Source organism: Rhodococcus pyridinivorans (genome assembly GCF_900105195.1).
In the GTDB taxonomy this organism is placed as follows: domain Bacteria; phylum Actinomycetota; class Actinomycetes; order Mycobacteriales; family Mycobacteriaceae; genus Rhodococcus; species Rhodococcus pyridinivorans.
Map to the genome: position 1 here is coordinate 2,555,540 of NZ_FNRX01000002.1, position 21,254 is coordinate 2,576,793.

General features: G+C 69.0%; 25 protein-coding genes. 16 read left to right on the top strand and 9 right to left on the bottom strand.

The window, feature by feature from the left end; genetic code table 11:
* Positions 1–21: 21 nt before the first annotated feature.
* A complete protein-coding gene (locus BLV31_RS12215) occupies positions 22–648 on the bottom strand; it encodes a TetR/AcrR family transcriptional regulator C-terminal domain-containing protein (protein WP_064061500.1) in 627 nt (208 codons plus the stop codon).
* A 161-nt stretch (positions 649–809) separates the two neighbouring features.
* Between BLV31_RS12215 and bioB the strand changes: the two genes are divergently transcribed.
* From bioB to BLV31_RS12230, 3 genes are all read left to right on the top strand, one after another.
* Positions 810–1,823, top strand: a complete 1,014-nt coding sequence (gene bioB, locus BLV31_RS12220; protein WP_064061499.1) for a biotin synthase BioB — start codon at positions 810–812, stop codon at positions 1,821–1,823.
* Entirely contained in the window at positions 1,823–2,023 is a 201-nt protein-coding gene (gene bsaP / locus BLV31_RS12225) for a biotin synthase auxiliary protein BsaP (protein WP_006554091.1), read from the top strand. Before bioB ends, bsaP begins: the two co-directional genes overlap by 1 nt.
* A gap of 89 nt (positions 2,024–2,112) precedes the next feature.
* Complete coding sequence (locus BLV31_RS12230) at positions 2,113–2,646, top strand: GNAT family N-acetyltransferase (RefSeq protein WP_064061498.1); 534 nt, start codon at positions 2,113–2,115, stop codon at positions 2,644–2,646.
* Positions 2,647–2,707: 61 nt separating this feature from the next.
* On the opposite strand, the gene BLV31_RS12235 is transcribed toward BLV31_RS12230, so the two are convergent.
* From BLV31_RS12235 to BLV31_RS12245, 3 genes are read right to left on the bottom strand one after another with little or no spacing between them, the layout of a single operon-like run.
* The gene (locus tag BLV31_RS12235) at positions 2,708–3,274 is read right to left on the bottom strand and encodes a DUF488 domain-containing protein (RefSeq protein WP_006554089.1); all 567 of its coding nucleotides are present in this window, start codon (positions 3,272–3,274) and stop codon (positions 2,708–2,710) included.
* Between the two features lie 16 nt (positions 3,275–3,290).
* Complete coding sequence (locus BLV31_RS12240; RefSeq protein WP_064061497.1) at positions 3,291–3,938, bottom strand: maleylpyruvate isomerase family mycothiol-dependent enzyme; 648 nt, start codon at positions 3,936–3,938, stop codon at positions 3,291–3,293.
* Between the two features lie 45 nt (positions 3,939–3,983).
* On the bottom strand, positions 3,984–4,883 hold the full coding sequence (locus tag BLV31_RS12245; RefSeq protein WP_064061496.1) for an SDR family NAD(P)-dependent oxidoreductase: 900 nt from the start codon (positions 4,881–4,883) through the stop codon (positions 3,984–3,986).
* Positions 4,884–4,994: 111 nt separating this feature from the next.
* Between BLV31_RS12245 and BLV31_RS12250 the strand changes: the two genes are divergently transcribed.
* Both BLV31_RS12250 and BLV31_RS25010 read left to right on the top strand, forming a co-directional pair.
* A complete protein-coding gene (locus tag BLV31_RS12250; protein WP_064061495.1) occupies positions 4,995–5,624 on the top strand; it encodes a TetR/AcrR family transcriptional regulator in 630 nt (209 codons plus the stop codon).
* Positions 5,625–5,686: 62 nt separating this feature from the next.
* Positions 5,687–5,827: a hypothetical protein gene (locus BLV31_RS25010; RefSeq protein ID WP_006554085.1), complete on the top strand. Its 141-nt coding sequence runs from the start codon at positions 5,687–5,689 to the stop codon at positions 5,825–5,827.
* Positions 5,828–5,842: 15 nt separating this feature from the next.
* Here the strand turns inward: BLV31_RS25010 and BLV31_RS12255 are convergent, their stop codons facing one another.
* Positions 5,843–6,553, bottom strand: a complete 711-nt coding sequence (locus BLV31_RS12255; protein WP_033097632.1) for an NUDIX hydrolase — start codon at positions 6,551–6,553, stop codon at positions 5,843–5,845.
* An 82-nt stretch (positions 6,554–6,635) separates the two neighbouring features.
* Between BLV31_RS12255 and nadA the strand changes: the two genes are divergently transcribed.
* The 4 genes from nadA (at position 6,636) to BLV31_RS12275 (ending at position 11,769) form a co-directional block, all read left to right on the top strand.
* Positions 6,636–7,667: a quinolinate synthase NadA gene (gene nadA, locus BLV31_RS12260; protein WP_019289717.1), complete on the top strand. Its 1,032-nt coding sequence runs from the start codon at positions 6,636–6,638 to the stop codon at positions 7,665–7,667.
* The gene (locus BLV31_RS12265; RefSeq protein WP_064061494.1) at positions 7,664–9,259 is read left to right on the top strand and encodes an L-aspartate oxidase; all 1,596 of its coding nucleotides are present in this window, start codon (positions 7,664–7,666) and stop codon (positions 9,257–9,259) included. The genes nadA and BLV31_RS12265 overlap by 4 nt, the downstream gene beginning before the upstream one ends.
* A gap of 1 nt (position 9,260) precedes the next feature.
* Positions 9,261–10,127 carry a carboxylating nicotinate-nucleotide diphosphorylase gene (gene nadC / locus BLV31_RS12270; RefSeq protein ID WP_064061493.1) on the top strand — a complete coding sequence of 289 codons (867 nt, stop codon included), beginning with the start codon at positions 9,261–9,263 and terminating at the stop codon, positions 10,125–10,127.
* Positions 10,128–10,326: 199 nt separating this feature from the next.
* Positions 10,327–11,769: a WS/DGAT/MGAT family O-acyltransferase gene (locus tag BLV31_RS12275; RefSeq protein WP_064061492.1), complete on the top strand. Its 1,443-nt coding sequence runs from the start codon at positions 10,327–10,329 to the stop codon at positions 11,767–11,769.
* Positions 11,770–11,821: 52 nt separating this feature from the next.
* Here the strand turns inward: BLV31_RS12275 and BLV31_RS12280 are convergent, their stop codons facing one another.
* From BLV31_RS12280 to BLV31_RS12295, 4 genes are all read right to left on the bottom strand, one after another.
* Complete coding sequence (locus BLV31_RS12280) at positions 11,822–12,940, bottom strand: alpha/beta fold hydrolase (RefSeq protein ID WP_064061527.1); 1,119 nt, start codon at positions 12,938–12,940, stop codon at positions 11,822–11,824.
* A gap of 65 nt (positions 12,941–13,005) precedes the next feature.
* Positions 13,006–13,425, bottom strand: coding sequence for a hypothetical protein (locus BLV31_RS12285; protein ID WP_006554079.1), 420 nt, complete (start codon positions 13,423–13,425; stop codon positions 13,006–13,008).
* A gap of 109 nt (positions 13,426–13,534) precedes the next feature.
* Positions 13,535–15,289, bottom strand: coding sequence for a PHA/PHB synthase family protein (locus BLV31_RS12290; protein WP_254707525.1), 1,755 nt, complete (start codon positions 15,287–15,289; stop codon positions 13,535–13,537).
* A gap of 111 nt (positions 15,290–15,400) precedes the next feature.
* A complete protein-coding gene (locus BLV31_RS12295) occupies positions 15,401–15,784 on the bottom strand; it encodes a helix-turn-helix domain-containing protein (RefSeq protein ID WP_006554077.1) in 384 nt (127 codons plus the stop codon).
* 121 nt (positions 15,785–15,905) lie between these two features.
* Here BLV31_RS12295 and hisD point away from each other — a divergent pair, with 121 nt between their 5' ends.
* Genes hisD through BLV31_RS12325 form a run of 7 tightly spaced genes read left to right on the top strand, consistent with a single transcriptional unit; the run spans position 15,906 to position 21,178 of the window.
* Positions 15,906–17,228 carry a histidinol dehydrogenase gene (gene hisD / locus BLV31_RS12300; protein ID WP_006554076.1) on the top strand — a complete coding sequence of 441 codons (1,323 nt, stop codon included), beginning with the start codon at positions 15,906–15,908 and terminating at the stop codon, positions 17,226–17,228.
* Entirely contained in the window at positions 17,225–18,352 is a 1,128-nt protein-coding gene (locus tag BLV31_RS12305; RefSeq protein ID WP_033097638.1) for a histidinol-phosphate transaminase, read from the top strand. Before hisD ends, BLV31_RS12305 begins: the two co-directional genes overlap by 4 nt.
* Positions 18,349–18,963: an imidazoleglycerol-phosphate dehydratase HisB gene (gene hisB, locus BLV31_RS12310; RefSeq protein ID WP_064062080.1), complete on the top strand. Its 615-nt coding sequence runs from the start codon at positions 18,349–18,351 to the stop codon at positions 18,961–18,963. The genes BLV31_RS12305 and hisB overlap by 4 nt, the downstream gene beginning before the upstream one ends.
* Before the next feature lie 3 nt (positions 18,964–18,966).
* Positions 18,967–19,122 (top strand): CG2302 family histidine operon protein, encoded by a 156-nt coding sequence (locus BLV31_RS25015; RefSeq protein ID WP_169823833.1) that lies wholly within the window; start codon positions 18,967–18,969, stop codon positions 19,120–19,122.
* Position 19,123: 1 nt separating this feature from the next.
* On the top strand, positions 19,124–20,281 hold the full coding sequence (locus BLV31_RS12315; RefSeq protein WP_033097639.1) for an MFS transporter: 1,158 nt from the start codon (positions 19,124–19,126) through the stop codon (positions 20,279–20,281).
* Positions 20,282–20,291: 10 nt separating this feature from the next.
* Positions 20,292–20,927 carry an imidazole glycerol phosphate synthase subunit HisH gene (gene hisH / locus BLV31_RS12320; RefSeq protein ID WP_064062081.1) on the top strand — a complete coding sequence of 212 codons (636 nt, stop codon included), beginning with the start codon at positions 20,292–20,294 and terminating at the stop codon, positions 20,925–20,927.
* Positions 20,924–21,178, top strand: coding sequence for a hypothetical protein (locus BLV31_RS12325; RefSeq protein ID WP_033097641.1), 255 nt, complete (start codon positions 20,924–20,926; stop codon positions 21,176–21,178). Before hisH ends, BLV31_RS12325 begins: the two co-directional genes overlap by 4 nt.
* Positions 21,179–21,254 lie beyond the last annotated feature (76 nt).

Here is a 21,254-nt window from a genome sequence, read left to right on the forward strand (position 1 = left end):
GGTCCGACAGGAACGGCGGGATCAGGATGTCGCACGGGTCTCCAGACGTGCGCGGATGCCGTCGACGAACAACCGCAGACCGAATTCGAACCGGACGGCGGGGTCGCCGTCGAGCAGGTCGTCGTCGGCCTCGGCCGGCTGTTCGGTCGCGACATCGGGGGAGAGAGGTGCGCGCGTGAGCGCACCGAGTTGCTCGAGTTGCGCGCGGGACTGCTCGTCGACGGTGTGGCCGAGCACGTAGTGCAGCAGCGCGTAGCCGGTCAGTTCTGCGTACGCCCGGGACAGACCCGCACGTTCGGCGGTGGCCACGAAGGCGTCGCGGGCCCGGGAAGTGGTCAGCCGGGAGGCGTAGCTCGAGGCGACGAGTTCGGCGCCGTCGCGATGGGCGAGCAGCGCGGCGCGGAAACGGTGCGCCAGCTCGGAGAGGGCGTCGTCCCAGACATCGCTCGCGGGCGGCTCGTCGACACCATCGAGGATGCGGTCCGCCATGGCGCCGAGCAGGGTCTGCTTGTTCGGGAAGTGCCAGTACAACGCACCGGGCTGGACGCCGAGCGACGACGCGAGCTTGCGCATCGTCAGGTCGCCGAGCCCGTACTCGTCGAGGATCGCCATGGCGCCGTCGAGGACGTCGCCGCGTCGCAACTGCACTGCTCTTCTGCTCCCGCTTCTCCCACTGCCCGCGGCGGTACCGCGCCACCGGGGATCCGAACCGAAGGATTCGTGCCTTTGACACTATCGGACGCTTCGCCCTAACCTGAACGCTGTTCAATTGAACGATGTTCAAGTTCTCGCCACCCCAGGAGACGGCAGTGACCCAGGAGCCCGCCCGCACCGACATCCTCGACATCGCTCGCGACCAGGTGCTCCGTCGCGGCATCGGTTTCGACCGCGACCAGACCCTCGAGGTCCTGCAGCTGCCGGACGATCGCATCGACGACCTGCTGGCGGTCGCCCACGACGTGCGCATGGCGTGGTGCGGACCGGAGGTCGAGGTCGAGGGGATCATCAGCCTCAAGACCGGTGGCTGCCCAGAGGACTGCCATTTCTGCTCGCAGTCCGGCCTGTTCGCCTCCCCGGTGCGGGCCGCCCGGCTCGACATCCCGTCGCTCGTCGAGGCCGCGAAGCAGACCGCCAAGACCGGAGCCACCGAGTTCTGCATCGTCGCGGCCGTACGCGGACCCGACGAACGCCTCCTCGCGCAGGTCGCGGCCGGTATCGAGGCGATCCGCAACGAGGTCGACATCCAGATCGCGTGCTCGCTCGGCATGCTCACCCAGGAACAGGTCGACCGACTCGTCGCGATGGGTGTGCACCGCTACAACCACAACCTCGAGACCGCCCGCTCGCACTTCCCGAATGTCGTCACCACCCACACCTGGGAGGAGCGCTTCGAGACGCTGCGCATGGTCCGCGAGGCGGGTATGGAGGTGTGCTGCGGAGGCATCCTCGGAATGGGTGAAACCGTCGAGCAGCGAGCCGAATTCGCAGCCGACCTCGCGGCGCTCGAACCCGACGAGGTGCCGCTGAATTTCCTCAATCCGCGCCCCGGCACCCCTTTCGGGGATCTCGAGGTGCTGCCCGCCACCGAGGCGCTCAAGGCGGTGGCGGCCTTCCGATTGGCGTTGCCGCGCACCATCCTCCGGTTCGCCGGTGGCCGCGAGATCACGCTCGGCGACCTCGGCGCGCAGAAGGGGATCCTCGGCGGGATCAACGCCGTCATCGTCGGCAACTACCTCACCACGCTCGGCCGACCGGCAGAGACCGACCTCGATCTGCTCGGCGAACTCAAGATGCCGATCAAGGCCCTCGGCGAGACGATCTGATGTTCGATCCGTTCACCGGCGAAGCGATCGTCGACGGGACGATCCGAACCCGTTCCACAGCAGTGCAACTCGGGCTCGAACCGCCGCGCTTCTGCGCGCAGTGCGGTCGCCGGATGATCGTCCAGATCGCGCCGGACGGGTGGTGGGCACGGTGCTCGCGCCACGGGACCGTCGACTCGGTGATGAGCGAACAACGCTGACCTACCGTGGCGCGTCTCGGATCGTGCCGGGCCGACTGCGCGACCGATTCGCGAAAGTTACGGCGACCGAACGATGTAACTTCGTGTGCATGCTGAATACTCGACTGCTGCCGTTACGCAACGACCGAGCACAGCTGCGGGCGATGATCGGCGACGACGCGGCCGCCTACGCCGCCGGGACGGCAGATCCACTCGTGCGCCGGTACGCGCACCTGCCCGAACCGGCGTATACGGAAGCGTCCGTCGCAGCGTTGATAGACGGCGCGATTCGGCACGGGCTGGAGCGCGGAGATCTGGCCGTACTGACGATCGCCGATCCGGAGACCGATCGCTTTGCCGGTAGCCTGGTGTTGTTCGACATCGCCGACGAGGAGGCAGAAGTCGGATTCTGGTTGCATCCGCACGGTCGTGGGGAAGGGCTCGCTGCCGATGCACTCGAACTTGCGGCCGAGCTCGCGCGGCGCAGCGGATTACTTCGCCTGACCGCGCGCACCCTCCCCGAGAACGAAGCATCACAGCGCGTGCTCGAGCGGTGTGGTTACATCCGCGGTGACCGAACCCGGACCGTCACTCCGTCGGGGGCGGAAGCCCTCGCCGTGCACTACTCACGGGATCTCGGATGATGCGTGTTGTCGCTGTCTCCCGGGCGGGGCGAGCACGCGGGCCTCTGCGAGGCTCGGAACGCTACGGGAGCTCACGTTCTTCGGCAGGATAGGTCACGATCCCGTCGGAACCCACCGACGGCGTCGCGCCCCACTGTCCCAGTTCGTGCTGTCGCGGCTTCGCGTTGTTGACGAGATGCACGACGGTCCATCCCCGTGCGGCGAGGGTGTTCGCGATCAACAGTCGGTGACAGCGCCACGGCATCGGCTCGCCGCACATGATCGCGACGTGCCGATGCTCGGCCAGTTCGGTAAGGCGCTCCAATCCGGCCTCGAAGTCGTCGGTGAGGGTGTAATCGGCGTAGTTCTTGAAACTCGCGTTCTTCCAGCCCGCGTTGACGGCCGGATCGATGCCCTTCTGCTTGGGGCGCCTGCCACCGAGTTCGGTGAGGTGCAGATAGCCGATCCCGGCGCTGTCGAGCCAGGACGGCATCTCGTCGGCGTCGAACTGCGGGCTGCGGCGCGAACCGGGCATCTTCCGCACGTCGACGACGAGTTCGATGTCGGCCGAGGTCAGCGTGTCGAGCAGGACGGACTGCGGGCACGTCCAGTGGCCGATGGTCCACAGGACGCGGGTGTCGGCACTCATGCCTCCCATCGTGCCATCACGCGTGCGCCAGCCGGCGGCGCAGTTCGCCGGCGCCGTCGCCCTCCAATCGGGACAACCCCGCGCGACGGCCCGAGAGCAGCAGCAGGATCGCGGAGATCGGTCCCCGCACCTCGGGTCCGGAACCGGAGGACCACTCGGTATCGGTTGCGCTGAAACGGAATCCGTCGAGCGGGACGTCGGCGAAGACCCGGGCCTTCCCGGTGCCGCGGGTGGACCACATCCGACTGGCCCCCGCCGCCGCGGCATCCGGTGGCATCGGCAGGTCGAGCTGCAACGGCACCGCGATGTCCTGACCGTGGACGAGCAGATCGATCATGGCCTCGAGCGGGGTGATGCCCACATTGTGCCGCCGGGAGCCGATCATTCCCCGGAGGTCGGCGATCAACTCCTGCGTCGGTCGCCGGGCACGGTCGCGAGAGGACTCGCGGATGATCGTGTTCACCCCGCCGCGATGACGCACGACCATCCGGACGAAATCGACCACGGTGAGCTGCTGCAACGTGAGGTGCGCGGCGACGTCGCGCACGGTCCAGCCCTCGCACAGCGACGGCCGGCGCCACTCGTCCTCGGTCAGTTGTTCCAGCAGGTCTGCAGTTCGTGCGCGCTGCTCGTCGATGGTGTTCCAGATGTCGTCGACGTTCATGGGATCACCTGACCTGGGGTCCGCCCGACACACGATCTGCCCATTCTAGATCGCGGATCGCTCCCCACTCACGGATTCCAATGCCGGTACGGCATCTTCCGCGGCACGGCTCACCGACTCCCACTCGAGCCAGGTGGCAATCTTCTCCCGGGTGGCGGCCACGGCCGCATCCAGGACGGCATTGCCCAGGACGATGCGTCGAGGTGGCCGGTCGGCATCGACGACCTCGAGCAGTGCCCGCGCGGCCAGGGCGGGGTGGCTGTCGATGCTCGTGGACGCGCTCTGCTTTTCGATCTCGGCTCGCAGCGAGTCGTAGTCCGATCGCGGAGTGCTCACCGTCATGGTGGTGTAGAGATCGGTCCGGTAGCCGCCCGGTTCGACGATCGTGACGTCGATGCCGAAATGCGCGGCCTCGACGGCCAGGGCTTCACTGAGTCCTTCGAGGGCGAACTTGCTCGCGCTGTACAGCCCTGTGCCGGGCCCGCTCAGTACGCCCCCGATGCTCGAGATCTGCACGAGATGCCCGCGTCCTCGGCTCCGGAAGGCCGCCATGGCGGCCTGGCTGACCCACATCGCTCCGAAGAAGTTCGTCTCGAACTGTGCACGCGCCTGCTCCTCGGTGAACTCCTCGACGAATCCGTAGGCCATGGTGCCCGCGTTGTCGACGACGATGTCGAGGCCTCCGAAATGCTCGCGGGCGGTGTCGAAAGCGGCGAACACCGCCGTGCGATCGGTGACGTCGGCCGGGAGTCGGAGGAGACGTTCCGGATCCCGGGGGAGATCGGCCGATTCGATCGATCGGGAGACGGCCACGACGTTGTCGCCTCTCGACAGCGCCGCACGGGCGAACTCCCTGCCCAGGCCGCGGCTCGCGCCGGTGATCAACCAGGTGCGGGGACGGACGCCGGGGGTGGCGGGGGACGCGGTCGTCGGTTGGGTCTTCAATGCATATCTCCTGAGTGAGACGAGACGGTCCGTCTCGTTCATTCGAGGATGACCCTCCGGAGGGCGCCTGTCAAGACGCAACGTCTCGTCTCGATGAGATATCGTCGTCCCATGCCCCCACGCCCCGAAACCGGACACTCCCGGCGGAACCCCGCCTCGCGGAAAGCGATCCTCGATGCCGCTTTCGGCCTGGTCGCCGAGGTCGGCTACTCGAAACTCGGTATCGAGGCGATCGCCGCCCGGGCCGGCGTGGGGAAGCAGACGATCTATCGCTGGTGGCCGTCGAAAGGAGCCGTCCTCCTCGACGCGTATCTGGCACACACGCAGGGCGATGCCGGAGACGAGGCCGCGCTGCCCGACACCGGCGACCTCCGCGCGGACCTCGTCGCGGTGCTGCAGGCCACCGTGGCGGAGCTGCGTGATCCGACGTTCGCCGTCCCCCTGCGAGCGTTGACCGTGGCGGTACTCGAAGACCCCGAACTCGCAGCGGAATACGAACACCGCCTCGACGCGCCGATGCGGGACATGAAGAAGGCCAGGCTTCGGGCCGCGCAGAGTGCGGGGCAACTGCCGGACGACCTCGATCTCGGTGTCGCCGTGGACATGCTGTTCGCGCCTGTCGCCCAGAAATGGTCGACCACCGGCGAACCCCCGTCGGAGGACTACGTCCGCACACTGGTCGAGACCGTCCTCGCCGGCCTGACGCGCTCGGCCGAGGGCATCCCGTCTTCGAGCATGTAACGCGCGACTCCTCTTGTCCGACAAACACGTCGGAATCACATGACGATCAGGGGAGGGGCAGCATGGGTTCGGTCGATGTTCTGGAATGGATCCGCGAAGGTTATCTGGCGGGCGACCCGCTGCGCTCGGCGCTGTTCGTCGGGTCGGCCTTCCTGACGATGCCGCTGCAGTTGCTCGAGGTCATCATGGGACGGCCTTTCTGATCTCCTCCGGGAGGTTCACACCGGCGGTCGCAGGGCGGCGAATTCGTCCGTCACGCGCAGCCTGGAATCGGTGAAGCGGTAGAGCGCCGGGGGGCGACCTCCCGCTTTGCCGGACGGTGCGGTGTTGCCGGTGCGGGTGAGCACGTTCCGGCGCGCCAGCACCCGTTGGAGATTGGTGGCATCCACCTCGTAACCCAATGCAGCGCAATAGATGTCGCGCAGCGTGGACATCGAGAACTCCGCCGGTGCGAGGCCGAATGCGATGTTCGTGTACGACAGCTTCGCGGCAAGGCGCGCATGGGCGTTCGCCACCATCACCCCGTGGTCGAAGGACATCGCGGGAAGGTCCGAGACCGGATGCCAGGCCGTATCGGACGGCAGCTGGGGATCCGAGGTGAGGGGGATCAGACCGAGATAGGTCGACGCGATCGTGCGCGGTCCCGGCACCCGATCCGGGTCGGAGAAGACCGACAGCTGTTCGAGGTGCGCGACCTTGCGGACGTCGACCTTCTCCGCCAGTTGCCGTCTCGCCGACGTCGTGAGGTCCTCGTCGTTGCGTAGTTGGCCGCCGGGGAGCGACCACGTGCCGACCTGCGGATCGAGGGCCCGCTGCCACAGCAGCACCCCGAGTTCGGGCTCCTCGCGGAGGGCTCCCGAGGCGTCCGGGAAGCGGCGAACCTGGAACACGGCGATGAGCACTTCGTGACGGGTGTTACCATGTGTCATGTTTTCGATCCTAAGTCGAAAACCTCGAATACGGCAATTCCGGTAGAACCCGCCGGGATGACACCCTCGAAGGAGCTAGGCCATGACCACGACCGAGTGGGCGGGAGCCGCCACCATCGTCGACGGCCCCGGCGGATACACGGGCGTCGAGGCGACGCCGGAGTGGGCCGAGGAGGTCCGCCGGTTGGCCCGTGAGCGCAACGCCACGCTGCTCGCGCACAACTACCAGCTTCCCGCGATCCAGGACGTCGCCGACCACGTCGGCGACTCGCTCGCGCTCTCGCGTATCGCCGCCGAGGCCGAGGAGGACACCATCGTCTTCTGCGGCGTGCACTTCATGGCCGAGACCGCGAAGATCCTCAGCCCGAACAAGACGGTGCTCATCCCCGACGAGCGCGCCGGCTGCTCGCTCGCCGACTCGATCACCGCCGACCAGCTGCGCGAGTGGAAGGCCGACCACCCCGACGCCGTGGTGGTCTCGTACGTCAACACCACCGCCGAGGTCAAAGGCCTGACCGACATCTGCTGCACGTCCTCGAACGCCGTCGACGTCGTCGCGTCCATCGACCCCGACCGCGAGGTGCTGTTCCTGCCCGACCAGTTCCTCGGCGCCCATGTCAAGCGCGTCACCGGTCGCGAGAACATGCACATCTGGGCTGGGGAGTGCCACGTGCACGCGGGCATCAACGGCGACGAGCTCGCCGCGCAGGCCAAGGCGCACCCCGACGCCGACCTGTTCGTCCACCCCGAGTGCGGTTGCGCCACCTCGGCGCTGTATCTCGCCGGGGAGGGCTTCGTGCCCGACGACAAGGTCAGAATCCTGTCCACCGGCGGGATGATCGACGCCGCCCGGGAGACCGGCGCGAAGCAGGTCCTCGTCGCCACCGAGGTCGGCATGCTGCACCAGCTCCGCAAGGCCGCGCCCGGCATCGACTTCCAGGCGGTCAACGACCGGGCGTCGTGCCCCTACATGAAGATGATCACGCCCGCCGCGCTGCTGCGCTGCCTGCAGGAGGGACGCGACGAGGTCCACGTCGCAGCCGACGTCGCCGAGCGGGCACGCCTGTCGGTGCAGCGCATGATCGCCATCGGCAACCCGGGCAGCGGCGAGTGACCACCGCCATCACGGTCGCGTGGGAGGACCACGCCGACCTGGTGGTCGTCGGGGGTGGCGTCGCCGGTCTCACGGCCGCGCGCGCGGCCTCCCGGCGCGGCGCACGGGTGCTCATGGTGAGCAAAGGGGGCCCCACCGACACGGCCACCCAGTACGCCCAGGGCGGCATCGCCGTGGTGGCGCCGGTGGGCGACAGCGTCGACGCCCACGTCGCCGACACCCTCGCCGCGGGCGGAGGACTGTGCGACGAGGACGCGGTGCGCTCGATCGTCACCGCCGGCCCCGACGCCGTCACCGCCCTGCGTGACCTCGGAGCGGTGTTCGACACCGCCGGAGACGGCGACATCGCCCGCACCCGCGAGGGTGGGCACAGCACCCGCCGCATCATCCACGCCGGTGGCGACGCGACCGGCGCCGAAGTTCAGCGCGCCCTCGGCACGGCGGTCCAGCGCGCCCTCGGCGCGGCGGGTCTGCCCGTCCTGTTCGGCGCCGCTGCCGCCCGGATCCTCACCGATGCGCGGGGCGTCACCGGACTGCTCGTCCTCGACGAGCGCGGGTTCGGCGTCGTCCACACCCCGGCCGTGTTGCTCGCGACCGGTGGCCTCGGGCAGCTGTACGCGTGCAGCACGAATCCGCCCGGCGCCACGGCCGACGGCATCGCGCTGGCCCTGGCCGCCGGCGCCGGTGTCGCCGACCTCGAATTCGTCCAGTTCCACCCGACCGTGCTGTTCGCGGAAGGCGGCACCGGACGTCGGCCGCTCATCAGCGAAGCAGTGCGCGGGGAGGGAGCACGATTGGTCGACTCCCGCGGCCGATCGATCACCGAGGGTGTGCATCCGCTCGGCGACCTCGCACCCCGAGACGTCGTCTCGCGGGCCATCGCCGAGCGACTCACTGCACTCGGTGAGGATCACGTGTACCTCGACGCCCGTCACCTCGACGGCTTTGCCACGCGTTTTCCGACCATCACGGCGATGTGTGCCGACGCCGGTCTCGATCCGGCCCGTGATCTGCTGCCGGTCGCTCCCGCCGCGCACTATTCGTGCGGCGGTGTCGTGACCGATGTGCACGGCCGCACCCGCATTCCCGGTCTGTACGCGGCCGGTGAGGTGGCACGTACCGGCCTGCACGGCGCGAACCGGCTCGCCTCCAACAGCCTTCTCGAAGGGCTCGTCCTCGGCGAGCGCGCGGGGATGGCCGCGGCGATCGAACGGGCCGGAACGCGTGTCGAGACCGACGGCATTCCCGCCGTCGCCTCGGCCGTCTGTGATCGGACGGTGCTGCAGCAGCTCATGACCCGGCACGCGCTGGTCGTGCGCGACGCGAACGGACTGGCCGCTGCCGCAGTCGAACTCGACAGGATGAGCGTCGCAGCAAGCTGTACCGACGCCGATCGGCTCGAGGACTCGGCCCTCACCGTCACCGCGCGGGCCCTGCTGCTCGCGGCGCAGCGCCGCACCGAATCGCGGGGATGCCACACCCGCAGCGACCGTCCGGACACCGACCCGACGCAGGCACGCAGCCTCGAACTGCGCATCGACGATGACGGCAAGTTGTCCTTCACCACACCGGAACTGACAGGAGTCAACTGAGATGACCACCGCCCTGCCCGACGGACTCGACCTCGCCGAGACCCGCGAGCTGGTCCGGAAGGCGCTCGACGAGGATCTACGCTACGGAGCGGACGTCACCACCGACGCCACCGTGCCCGCCGACGCCGTCGCCACTGCCTCGGTGGTCGCGCGGCAGGCCGGCACCCTCGCCGGTCTCGATGTCGGTCTGCTCGTCCTCGACGAGGTCATCGGCGCCGATCACTACCGCGTGCTCGATCGCAGGTCCGACGGCGAGCGCGTGCTGCCCGGGGATTCGGTCCTGACCGTCGAGGCGCCGACCCGCGGCCTGCTCACCGCCGAGCGCACGATGCTCAATCTCCTGTGTCACCTGTCGGGCATCGCGACGGCGACCTCGCACTGGGTCGATGCGGTGACGGGCACCGAGGCGAAGATCCGCGACAGCCGCAAGACACTGCCGGGAATGCGCGCGCTGCAGAAGTACGCGGTGCGGATGGGTGGCGGCGTCAACCACCGCATGGGGCTCGGCGACGAGGCGCTGATCAAGGACAACCATGTCGCGGCGGCCGGTTCGGTGGTCGCGGCGCTGCGAGCCGTCCGCGAGCATGCCCCCGACATCGCGTGCGAGGTGGAGGTCGACACCCTCGAACAGTTCGACGAGGTGCTCGCCGAGAACGTCGAGTTGATCCTGCTCGACAACTTCCCGCTGTGGCAGACGCAGATCGCGGTGCAGCGGCGCAACACCCACGCGCCGCAGACACGACTCGAATCCTCCGGCGGCCTGTCCCTCGATGTCGCCGCGGACTACGCGCGCACGGGCGTCGACTTCCTCGCGGTGGGTGCGCTCACCCACTCTGTGACCGTCCTGGACTTCGGCCTCGACATGTGAGCGTGTAGGTCGCAGGTCGCGGCACGGATGAATCGGACGCGCCACCGGAACATCCGTCGGTGAGACGGTCCCCGCACGTGCGCTTTCTGGGGTAGAACTGACAGCACATCGACGTGCCGGTACCGGTCACGTAGGGGCGGTGCTCCGGTTGTCGCCGGTGCCGGGTGGGGGAGGAAGACAGAACACGATGCGGTTACCGATGTCACCGACCGACTCGATGTTCCTGCTCGGCGAGTCGCGCGACCACCCGATGCATGTCGGCGGTCTCCTGCTGTTCCAGTCGCCGGAGGGCAAGGACGCGAGTGACCTGAAGTCGATGTTCGCCGAGGCGCTCGCCCGGGAGGAACCCGCCGGGCCGCTGTGGCGCAAGCGGCCCACCCGCTCGCTGTTCACCCTCGGGCAGTGGGCCTGGGAGGACGATCCGCGCTTCTCGATCGACTACCACGTCCGGTTCAACGCGCTGCCGTCCCCGGGCACGATGGACGATCTGTGGGAACTCGTCTCCCGCCTGCACGCGTCGCTGCTCGACCGCACCCGCCCGTTGTGGGAGATGCACCTGATCGAAGGGCTGGCCGACGGTCGCTACGCCCTCTACGTGAAGATCCACCACGCGGTCGCCGACGGGGTGGGGGCGATGCGCCTGCTGCGCCGTGCGCTCAGCACCGACCCGGGCCGCACCGACATGCCGGCCCCGTGGGCGGTCGCAGACGCGCAGTCGTCGAGCCGCTCGGTGATGGGTACCGCGATCGGGTTCCCCGGCGCCGCCGTCCGTGCGGCGACCGGTGCGGTGAACGATGCAGTGAACGTCGTGTCCGAGGCGGTCGCTCTGGTTCCGGCGCTCGTCGGCACCGTCGACCGTGCCCTGCACAATCGCGGTGGTTCGTTGTCGCTGGGCGCTCCGAACACGATCCTCAACCGGAAGATCTCCGGATCGCGCAGATTCGCGGCCCGATCCTGGCCGATCGAGCGACTGCGAATGGCGGCCAAGGCGGCCGACGCGACGCTCAACGACGTCGTCCTCGAACTGTCCGGTGGGGCGTTGCGGGCGTATCTCTCCGAACACGATGCGCTGCCGGAGGATTCGCTGGTGGCGATGGTCCCGGTCTCGTTGCGTCAGAGCAGGAGCTCGTCGGGCAACGAGATCGGCATTCTCATGTGCACGCTCGGGACGCAGTGCGTGGATCCGGTAGAACGTCTTGCGCGCGTGCGTGGTTCGATGATCGAGGGCAAGCACGCGATGAACTCGATGTCGAAGCTCGGTCGTCTCGCGACGAGCGCGGTGGGTGTGGCGCCTCTGGCGGTGGGAGTACTTACCGGCAACCGGGCGCTGCCGCGGCCGCCGTTCAACGTGATCGTCTCGAACGTGCCGGGTCCCGATGCGCCGTTGTACTGGAACGGTGCGCGCGTCGACGCGTTGTATCCGCTGTCGGTGCCCGTCGACGGGCAGGCGCTGAACATCACGTGCACGAGCACCGACGACGAGATCGCCTTCGGTCTCACGGCGTGCGGTCGCACGGTCCCGGATCTCGTCTGGCTGCTCGATCGCTTCGACGAGGAACTCGAGGCGCTGGAATCCGCCCTCGGCGTCCGGGTGGAGGTCGACGACGAGGAGAGCGGGGAGGACGACGCCGGGAACGACTGACCGTGCCGTTTCGAGAATCGGCGCGCCGCATCGCCGAACGGCCCGGGATGAGTCAGGCCGTCGCCGCCACACGGCGGGCGTGCGGCGTCCACACTTCGGTGAGGGTGCGGCGGCCGATGAACAGCCCGATGTGACCGGCGTCGGCGACGGTGGTGGTGATCCTCTGCGGCGGGGTCGATACGTACTCCGCGAGCGTGGTGACCTGCCGGGGAGTCGCGATCGGGTCGGCGGAGCCGGCGATCAGATGGACCGGGCAGTCGACGGCCGCGAGATCGACGACGCGTCCTTCGGCCTTCATGCTGCCGGCGACGAGTTCGTTGCCCACGAACAGGTGGCGCATTATCCACGCGCGGAAGGCCGAAGGGATCTCCTGCTTCCACGTGAACCAGTGCCGTTCGGCCTCCCAGCGCGCCACTTCGTCGGGATCGTGGAGCAGGGCGAGCAGCGTCATCGCTCGTTCGATCTCACCGATCGGATCGGTGGTCGGCACTCCGACGGTCCGAGCCGCCCCGTACCAGAAGTCGATCGTTGTGGCCGCGGCACCGTGGGGCGCGCGGGCCAGCACCGACAACGCCGGCTGGTCGACGTGGAAGTCGATGGGTGCTCCCGCCACGGTCAGCGAGTGCACGCGCTCGGGATGCAACGCCGCGTAGACCGTGCCGAGCCACCCGCCCTGGCTGTCGCCGATCAGGTTCACCCGGCCACCGAGATGGTCGACGGCCTCGGCGACGACCGCCAGGTGCTCGTCGATCGAGCAGCCGTCCGTCGCGAGGGTCGCGGGCGCCCAGTCGAGACAGTGCAGGCGGGTCAGGCCACCGGCTCGGAGGGCTTCGACCTGACTGCGGTCGGCGGAATGGTCGACGATGCACGAATGGGTGCCCGCCTGCGGCGGCAACAGCAGCGTCGGGATCTCGTCGCGTGCGGGGTCGGAGGTGCTGCAATCACGCAGACCTCCGAGGGGCCACCGGCGCACGACCGGCCAGTCCGTGGTCCAGCGCGGCGGCGTGGCCGATGTCAGGGCGCGGCTGTACCGGTTCGCGTCGGAGATCAGCGTGCACGGCGTGGCGCCGCGTCGTACGAGGCCGGCGAGATAGCCGCTCCAGCCGGCGATCGCCGCGGTCCCGAGACGAAACGGGGCCGCGGCGATCCGGGCTGGTGTCAGTGTCAGCATGCACTGCACCGGAGAACGTCCGCTGATGCGGTGTTCGGTATCGACTGCATCGAGTGAGTCGACGATTACTTCAGCAGGTCGCGAGCAGTGCTCGTGACGGTGGTGGTGAGCTCGCGAGCGAAGGAGACCTGCGCCTTGGCGAGATCGGCGACCCACTCGACGGGGGTGGCGTCGGCGACCTTCTCCTGCAGATCCAGGAGGCTCGAGACGGCCTTCTCGTAGGTGTCGACACCGAGGTTTCCGCTCTGCTTCGCGGCGTCGACGAACTTCGCGTTGAACTCCTGGAAGCGCTCGGTGGCCTCGTCGACGGTCTTGGTGAACTCGGTCGCGGCCTTGTCGGCAACCGCAGCGGCCGTCGAGGTCAGCTTTTCGGCCGACTGCTGGGCCGTTGCGGTGGCCTCGGCGGCGGCCTTCGTGGCGGCTTCGGTCGCCTTGGCCGTGGCATCGGTGGCCTTGGCGGCGGTGGTCTTGGTCGGTGCGGTCATGGTGTGTACCTTCCGTGGGCGCTCGTGACAGGAGCGGGGCTTCCCCTGTGGGGGTGCGCTCGGATCAGCGCTGTTAGCAGGTTAGCAATATGATAGCTAACGCGCAACGTCACTCGAAGACATAGGTTCCCGGGGCATCGCACCGCGGCGGATGCTGCGCGCTGCCCATCGCCGGGGGAGCGACCAGCTCACCGGCGCGCTTCGTCGACCATGCGGTCCAGTCCTCCCACCACGACCCGGCGGTGCGAGTGGCCTTCTCCGACCACGCCTTCGGGTCCTCGGGCAGCGTCGGCAGCTTCTCGCCGTCGGGCGCGCCGACGGCCTCGAACCAGGCCTTCGGGTTGGGGGGATTGACCGCGCCGGCCACATGGCCGCCGCTGGTCAGGACGTACCGGACCGACCCGCCGAGCAGGCCCGTGGCCTTATACGATGACGTCCACGGCACGATGTGGTCGTTGATCGCGCCCACCACATAGGTGTCGCACGTGATGTCCGACAGGTCGAGGACCTCGCCGTCGAGCTCGTACACGCCGCGCGCGAGCTCGTTGCGGCCGTACAGCGACCGCAGGTAGTGCGAGTGCATCTTCGCCGGCATGCGGGTGCTGTCCTCGTTCCACGCGAGGATGTCGAAGGCGGCGGGCTTCTCGCCCTTCATCCACCGCGACACCCAGTAGTTGAAGATCAGATCGCGCGCGCGGATCATGTCGAAGCTGCCGGCCATCTCGTTGCCGGAGAGGAAGCCCTGCTTGCTCATCCGGAACTCGACGCGGTCGAGTGTGGCCGCGTCGGTCAGCAGTGCCAGCTCGCCGACCTCGCTGTAGTCCAGGAGTGTGTTGAGCATCGTGAACGCGCTGATCCGCTTGTCGCCCAGCCTGCCCATGCGGGCCGCGGCCATTGCCGCCATCGCGCCGCCCAGGCAGATCGACAGCACCTCGATACGCGAGGATCCGGTGATCTCCTCGACGGCGTCGAGAGCCGCCGCGACACCCTGCCGGTAGTAGTCGTCCATCGTGATCTCGTGCATCGACTCGTCCGGGTTGCGGTACGAGATCGCGAACACGGTGCGGTTGTGCTGCACGGCCCACTCGATGAGGCTGCGCTGCGGCGCGAGATCGAGGATGTAGTACTTGTTGATCCACGGTGGCGCCGCCAGGATCGGGATCTCGTGCACCTCACCGGTCTGGGGGGCGTACTGGATGACCTCGATGAGGTCGTTGCGGAAGACGACCTTGCCGGGGGTCGCGGCCATGTTCTCGCCGAGGGTGAACGCCTCGCGGTCGACCTTGAGCGGCAGGCCCTTCCGGTGCACGACGTCCTCGATGGCGTACTTCGCGCCGCGGAACAGGCTTGCGCCACCGGTGTCGAGCGCGCGCACGAGCACACCCGGGTTGATGAGGAAGTTCGAGGGGGCGAGTGCGTCGAACATCAAGTTCGCGAACTGGCGGGCCTTGCCGTCCTGCACGGGATCGCCCGAGCCGGCGTCGGCGAGATCCTCGACGTACTCGCGGGTGGCGAGATAGCTCTGCAGCAGCGAGAAGTAGGCCGGGTTCTCCTTCCAGGCGGCATCGGAGAACCGGCGGTCCTTCGAATCCAGCGGCATCGGGGGCTGCGGATCGGCGGCGTTCCACACGCGTGTCGCCGCTGCCGGGATGTTCGCCAGGCGGGTGGCGTACTCCGTGGTCGCGCCGGCCACGGCCCGCGGATTCTTCACTGCACGGCCGGCGACGGATGCGACGGCCGGTCCCCACCCGATCGGGTCGAGGGAGGAGGTGAGCTTCTTCTGCAGATGGTTGAGCACCGAGCAACTCCAGAACTGGGTGAATGGTCCGGAGCCGATGGTGACGTCGCCGAGAAAGGTGCGCATCTTACCCCCAGGTACGTGCTACCTGCATGTTCGTCGATGAGGCGACGAAATCGGGCTGACCTCGGACGCTGGGTGGCGCACGAACGCACTCGGTACCGATTGTGAGAATGCTCACTTCTCGTCGGGTTCGCGTCCTCCACCACGCCGACGGCGCGCGACGGTGACCTCGCGGAACGCCTCGTACATCTCCTCGAGCGAACGCCGTTGGGGATTGGTCAGGTCGGGATCCTCGCGGATCGCCCGCAGGACCGCGGACTCCGCTCCGTCGTCGGCCTGCGCGTGGGTCGCGAGGGTGTCCGCTGACAGGTGCAACTGTTCGGCGATCGCTTGCAGCACACGCTCGCTCGGCGCCCGCAGGTTCCGCTCGATCTGCGACAGGTACGGATTCGAAATGCCCACCATCGCCGCGAGTTGACGCATGGGCAGTTCTGCGAGCTCACGCTGGCGGCGGATCAATTCGCCCAACGTGCTCGGGCGCGACTCGTCCTCGTCCATGCCGTCAGCATAAGCACGGTGATCCGTGTCGAGAGCATCCTCACGCGGGCGCGACTTCGAACGTCACCACTCGATGCGAGATAGTAGAAGGTGACCCCTGTTCGACGAGAGAGGACACCTCATGCTTGCCCGCACCGACCTGCGCGGTCGTACTCCCACCACTGCGGAGCTCAGGGGCGCACTGCCCCGCGGCGGAGTGGATGTGGACGCGGTGCTCCATCAGGTCCGTCCCGTCGTCGACGACATACGCGATCGCGGCGCCGAGGCCGCGCTCGACTACTGCGAGAAGTTCGACGGGGTCCGCCCCGCCTCGGTACGTGTTCCCGCCGCGGAACTCGGCCGCGCGCTGGCCGAACTCGCCCCCGCCGTCCGTGCCGCTCTCGAGGAGGCCATCGCGCGCACGCGCGTCGTGCACGCGGCCCAGCGCCGCACCGACGTCACCACCGAGGTCGTCCCCGGCGGTACCGTCACCGAACGCTGGGTGCCGGTCGAACGCGTCGGCCTCTACGTGCCGGGTGGCAACGCGGTCTACCCGTCGTCGGTCGTGATGAACGTCGTGCCGGCGCAGGCCGCCGGCGTCGAATCGCTCGTCATCGCCTCGCCGCCGCAGAAGAACTTCGGCGGACTGCCGCACCCGACGATCCTCGCCGCCGCGGCCCTGCTCGGCGTCGAGGAGGTGTGGGCCGTCGGCGGCGCACAGGGTGTCGCACTACTGTCCTACGGCGGCACCGACACCGACGGCGCCGAACTCGCCCCGGTCGACATGATCACCGGCCCCGGCAACATCTACGTCACCGCCGCCAAGCGGCTGTGCCGCGCGGTCGTCGGCATCGACGCCGAGGCCGGTCCCACCGAGATCGCGATCCTCGCCGACCACACCGCCGACGCGGTGCACGTCGCCGCCGACCTGATCAGTCAGGCCGAGCACGACGTCATGGCCGCCTCGGTGCTCGTCACCACCAGCACCGACCTCGCCGACGCCGTCGATACCGCGCTCGCCGCGCAGCTCGAGCTCACCGAGCACCGCGAGCGCGTCACCACCGCGCTGTCCGGCAGCCAGTCCGGCATCGTCCTCGTCGACGACATCGAGCAGGGCCTGAAGGTCGTCAACGCCTACGCCGCCGAGCACCTCGAGATCCAGACCGAGAACGCCTCCGAGGTCGCCGCGCGTGTCCGGTCGGCGGGCGCGATCTTCGTCGGGCCGTGGGCGCCGGTCTCCCTCGGCGACTACTGCGCCGGATCGAACCACGTGCTGCCCACCGCCGGCTGCGCCCGGCACTCGTCGGGCCTGAGCGTGCAGACCTTCCTGCGCGGCATCCACGTCGTCGAGTACACCGAGGCGGCCCTGAAGGACGTCTCCGGTCACGTCATCACCCTCGCGAACGCCGAGGACCTGCCCGCCCACGGTGAAGCCGTCCGTCTGCGATTCGAGGCGCTGAAGTGACCCAGATCCCCGGCTCCCGCATCACCCTCGCCGACCTGCCGTTGCGCGAGAATCTGCGCGGCAAGTCGCCCTACGGTGCACCGCAGCTGACGGTGCCCGTCCAGCTCAACACCAACGAGAACCCGCACCCGCCCACGCAGGCGCTCGTCGACGACGTCGCCGAGGCCGTGCGTGAGGCGGCGACGCAGCTGCACCGCTATCCCGACCGCGACGCGGTCTCGCTGCGCACCGACCTCGCCGCTTATCTGACGAAGGCGTCCGGTGTTCCCCTCGGCGTCGAGAACGTCTGGGCCGCGAACGGTTCCAACGAGATCCTGCAGCAGCTCCTGCAGGCCTTCGGTGGCCCCGGGCGCACGTCGATGGGCTTCGTGCCGTCGTACTCGATGCACCCGATCATCGCCGACGGCACCCAGACCGAGTGGCTGTCCACCTACCGGCGCGACGACTTCACCCTCGACGTCGAGGCGTCCGCCGCGGCCGTGCGGGAGCGGCGGCCCGACGTCGTCTTCGTCACCAGCCCCAACAACCCGACGGGACACAGCATCCCGCTCGACCAGTTGCGGGTGATCCTCGACGCCGCCCCCGGCATCGTGATCGTCGACGAGGCGTACGTCGAGTTCTCCTCGCAGCCGAGCGCTCTGTCGCTGATCGACGAGTACCCGACGAAGATCGTCGTCTCGCGGACGATGAGCAAGGCGTTCGCCTTCGCCGGCGGACGGCTCGGTTATCTCGCCGCCGCCCCCGCGGTGATCGAGGCGCTGCTGCTCGTGCGCCTGCCCTACCACCTGTCGGTCGTCACCCAGGCCGCCGCGCGTGCGGCCCTGCGGCACGCCGACGAAACTCTCGCGTCGGTTGCGGAACTGGCCGCCCAGCGCGACCGCGTCGCCGCCGAACTCGCCCGGTTCGGCTACGACGTGATTCCCTCCGACGCCAACTTCATCCTCTTCGGCCACTTCGCGGACGCCCCTGCCACCTGGCAGCGGTATCTCGACGAGGGTGTGCTCATCCGCGACGTCGGGATCCCCGGCTACCTGCGCACCACGATCGGCCTGACCCACGAGAACGACGAGTTGCTGCGAGTGAGCGAGAAGCTCGCGGCCACGGAAATCGAGGAAACCCGATGAGCGACCGCATCGCGCGCGTCGAACGCACCACCAAGGAATCGAGCATCACCGTCGAGATCGACCTCGACGGCACCGGTCGCACCGAGATCTCCACGGGGATCCCGTTCTACGACCACATGCTCACCGCGCTCGGCCAGCACGGTTCGTTCGACCTCACCGTGCAGGCGCAGGGCGACATCGAGATCGAGGCCCACCACACCGTCGAGGACACCGCCATCGTCCTCGGCCAGGCCTTCGGTCAGGCCCTCGGCGACAAGCGTGGCATCCGGCGCTTCGGCGACTGCTTCATCCCGATGGACGAGACCCTCGCACACGCGTCGGTCGACGTCTCCGGCCGTCCCTACTGCGTGCTCACCGGTGAGCCCGACTACATGGTGCACTCGGTGATCGGGGGATATCCGGGCGTGCCCTACTCGACGGTGATCAACCGGCACGTGTTCGAGTCGTTCGCCTTCCACGCCCGCATCGCACTGCACGTGCGGGTGCTCTACGGCCGCGACCCGCACCACATCACCGAGGCCGAGTTCAAAGCGGTCGCCCGCGCGCTGCGTGAGGCCGTCGAACCCGACCCGCGGGTGACCGGCATCCCGTCGACGAAGGGCAGTCTCTGACATATGGATGTCGTCCTCACCTACCTGTGCTTCATCGTGGCCGGATTCGCCGCGGGCGGAACGTGGTCGATGTGGAAGGCGCGCAACACGTTGTTCGCGGGTGTGCTGCTGGCTCTGACCGTGCTGGCAGTCGCCGCGGGCGTCTTCCGGCTGCTCTGACGTGGCGGAACAACAAGGACTGTTCACCGTTCGTGGTCTGATCCCGGCGTGGTCGACGTCCGCGGCGGCCTTCGGCGGCTTCTCGTTGCTGCTGCCGGTCGTGCCATGGGCGATCGCCGAGGCCGGCGGCAGCGACACGCTCGCCGGGTCGGTGACGGCGGTGTTCATGTTCACCACCGTCCTCACCCAGCTCGCGATGCCGCGACTGCTGCGCGCGTTCGGTCACCGCGCGACGCTCGCGGCCGGCTGCCTGTTCCTCGGGCCGCCGTCGCTGCTGTTCCTCGTATCGATGGCTCCGGCGGCGGTGCTCGGCATCTCCGCGCTGCGCGGTATCGGTTTCGGCATGATCACCGTGGCGGCGGCCGCCCTCGTCGGCGAACTCGCGCCGCCGCGATTGCTCGGCCGGGCCACCGGCATGCTCGGCATCGCCATCGCCGCGTCCCAGACGATCGGCCTGCCCGCCGGCCTGGCGATCGCCGAGCGGTTCTCCACCACGCCGGTGTTCGTGCTCGGCGCGATCATCTCGTCCGCCGGTCTGCTCGCCGCGATCCGTCTGCCGCGGCTGACCGCGAAACAATCCCGGACGGCGCGACGGGTGCCTCCGGTCGTGCTGTTGTTCCCGCTGGTCGCGGTGGGCGCGGGTGCGATCGCCTACGGCGGTCTCACCTCGCTGTTGCGCATCGCGGTCGCCGGTCTGCCCGTCGCGGCGGCATTGGCCGTGCTCAGCGCGTCCTCGCTGATCGGGCGGTACGCGGCCGGTTCCGTCGCGGACCGGATCGGCGCCGGCAAATTGCTGCCGGTCGGTCTCGGGCTCGCGGGCCTGGCGATGATTCCCTTCGCGCTCGTCGCCGACGACCGAGGGGGAGCGGTGCTGCTGATCGTCGCCGCGATCGCCTTCGGCTTCGGCTTCGGTGTCGTGCAGAACGAGGCGCTGCTCGTCGCGTTCCGTCGCGCCGGCGCGGGCAACACCGGGTCGGCGAGCGCCGCCTGGAACATCGGCTTCGACGCCGGCACCGGCGCCGGTTCGTTCGCCCTCGGCGCGGTGGCCGCCGCGGCCGGATACCCGGCGGCCTTCGCCGCCGCCGCGGTCCTGGTCCCGGCGCTGCCGTTGCTGGCCCGACTGGCCGGGCCGTCGGAACGTCCCCGTCCCACCACATAGAATCGACATCATGAGCGCAACCACGGTCGCCGTCCTCGACTACGGCTCGGGCAATCTCCACTCCGCCACGCGGGCGGTCGCCCGTACCGGCGTGCACGTGGAGGTCACCGCCGACCCGAAGATCGCGCTCGCCGCCGACGGACTCGTCGTCCCCGGCGTCGGCGCCTTCGACGCGTGCATGAGGGGCCTGCGCAGCGTCGGCGGAGACAAGATCATCGGCACCCGCCTCGCCGGTGGACGCCCGGTGCTCGGCATCTGCGTCGGCATGCAGATCCTGTTCGAACGCGGCGTCGAGCACGGCATCGAGACCGAGGGCTGCGGGGAGTGGCCGGGCACGGTCGAGCGTCTGGACGCGCCGGTGCTGCCGCATATGGGCTGGAACACCGTCGAGGCCTCCGCCGATTCGGTGCTCTTCGCCGGCATGGACGCCGACACCCGGTTCTATTTCGTCCACACCTACGCCGCCCGCACGTGGGAACTGGATGCTCCCGAGCGCCTCGCCCCGCCGAAGGTGACCTGGGCCGAACACGGCAGCCGGTTCGTCGCCGCCGTGGAGAACGGTCCGCTGTCGGCCACCCAGTTCCACCCGGAGAAGTCCGGCGACGCCGGCGCGCAGCTGCTGCAGAACTGGGTCGACTCGTTGTGACCGACCCGCGGCGCGGCCGGTCGAGCGGAGACTTCTCCTTCGGCCGTCACGCCCTGATGTCCGTCGGCACGGCGACCGTCGTGCTGCTCGTCACCGCGATCGTCGTCGTGGCGGTCCGTCCCACGCCGGTCGTCGGGCTGGTCGTCGCACTCGTCGGCATCGTGGCGGCCGTCGTGGCGATGGGTGTCGTGTCGACGCGGTCGGCCCGCCGCGCCTTCGGTCCCGCCGAGGACGACCGCCCCGGAAGCTGACGCGCCGAACCGGATTTCGCCCGGCGTGTTGCGGTAGCGAACCCCGGTCGGGCGCGCGAGGAGCTTCGTAACGCAG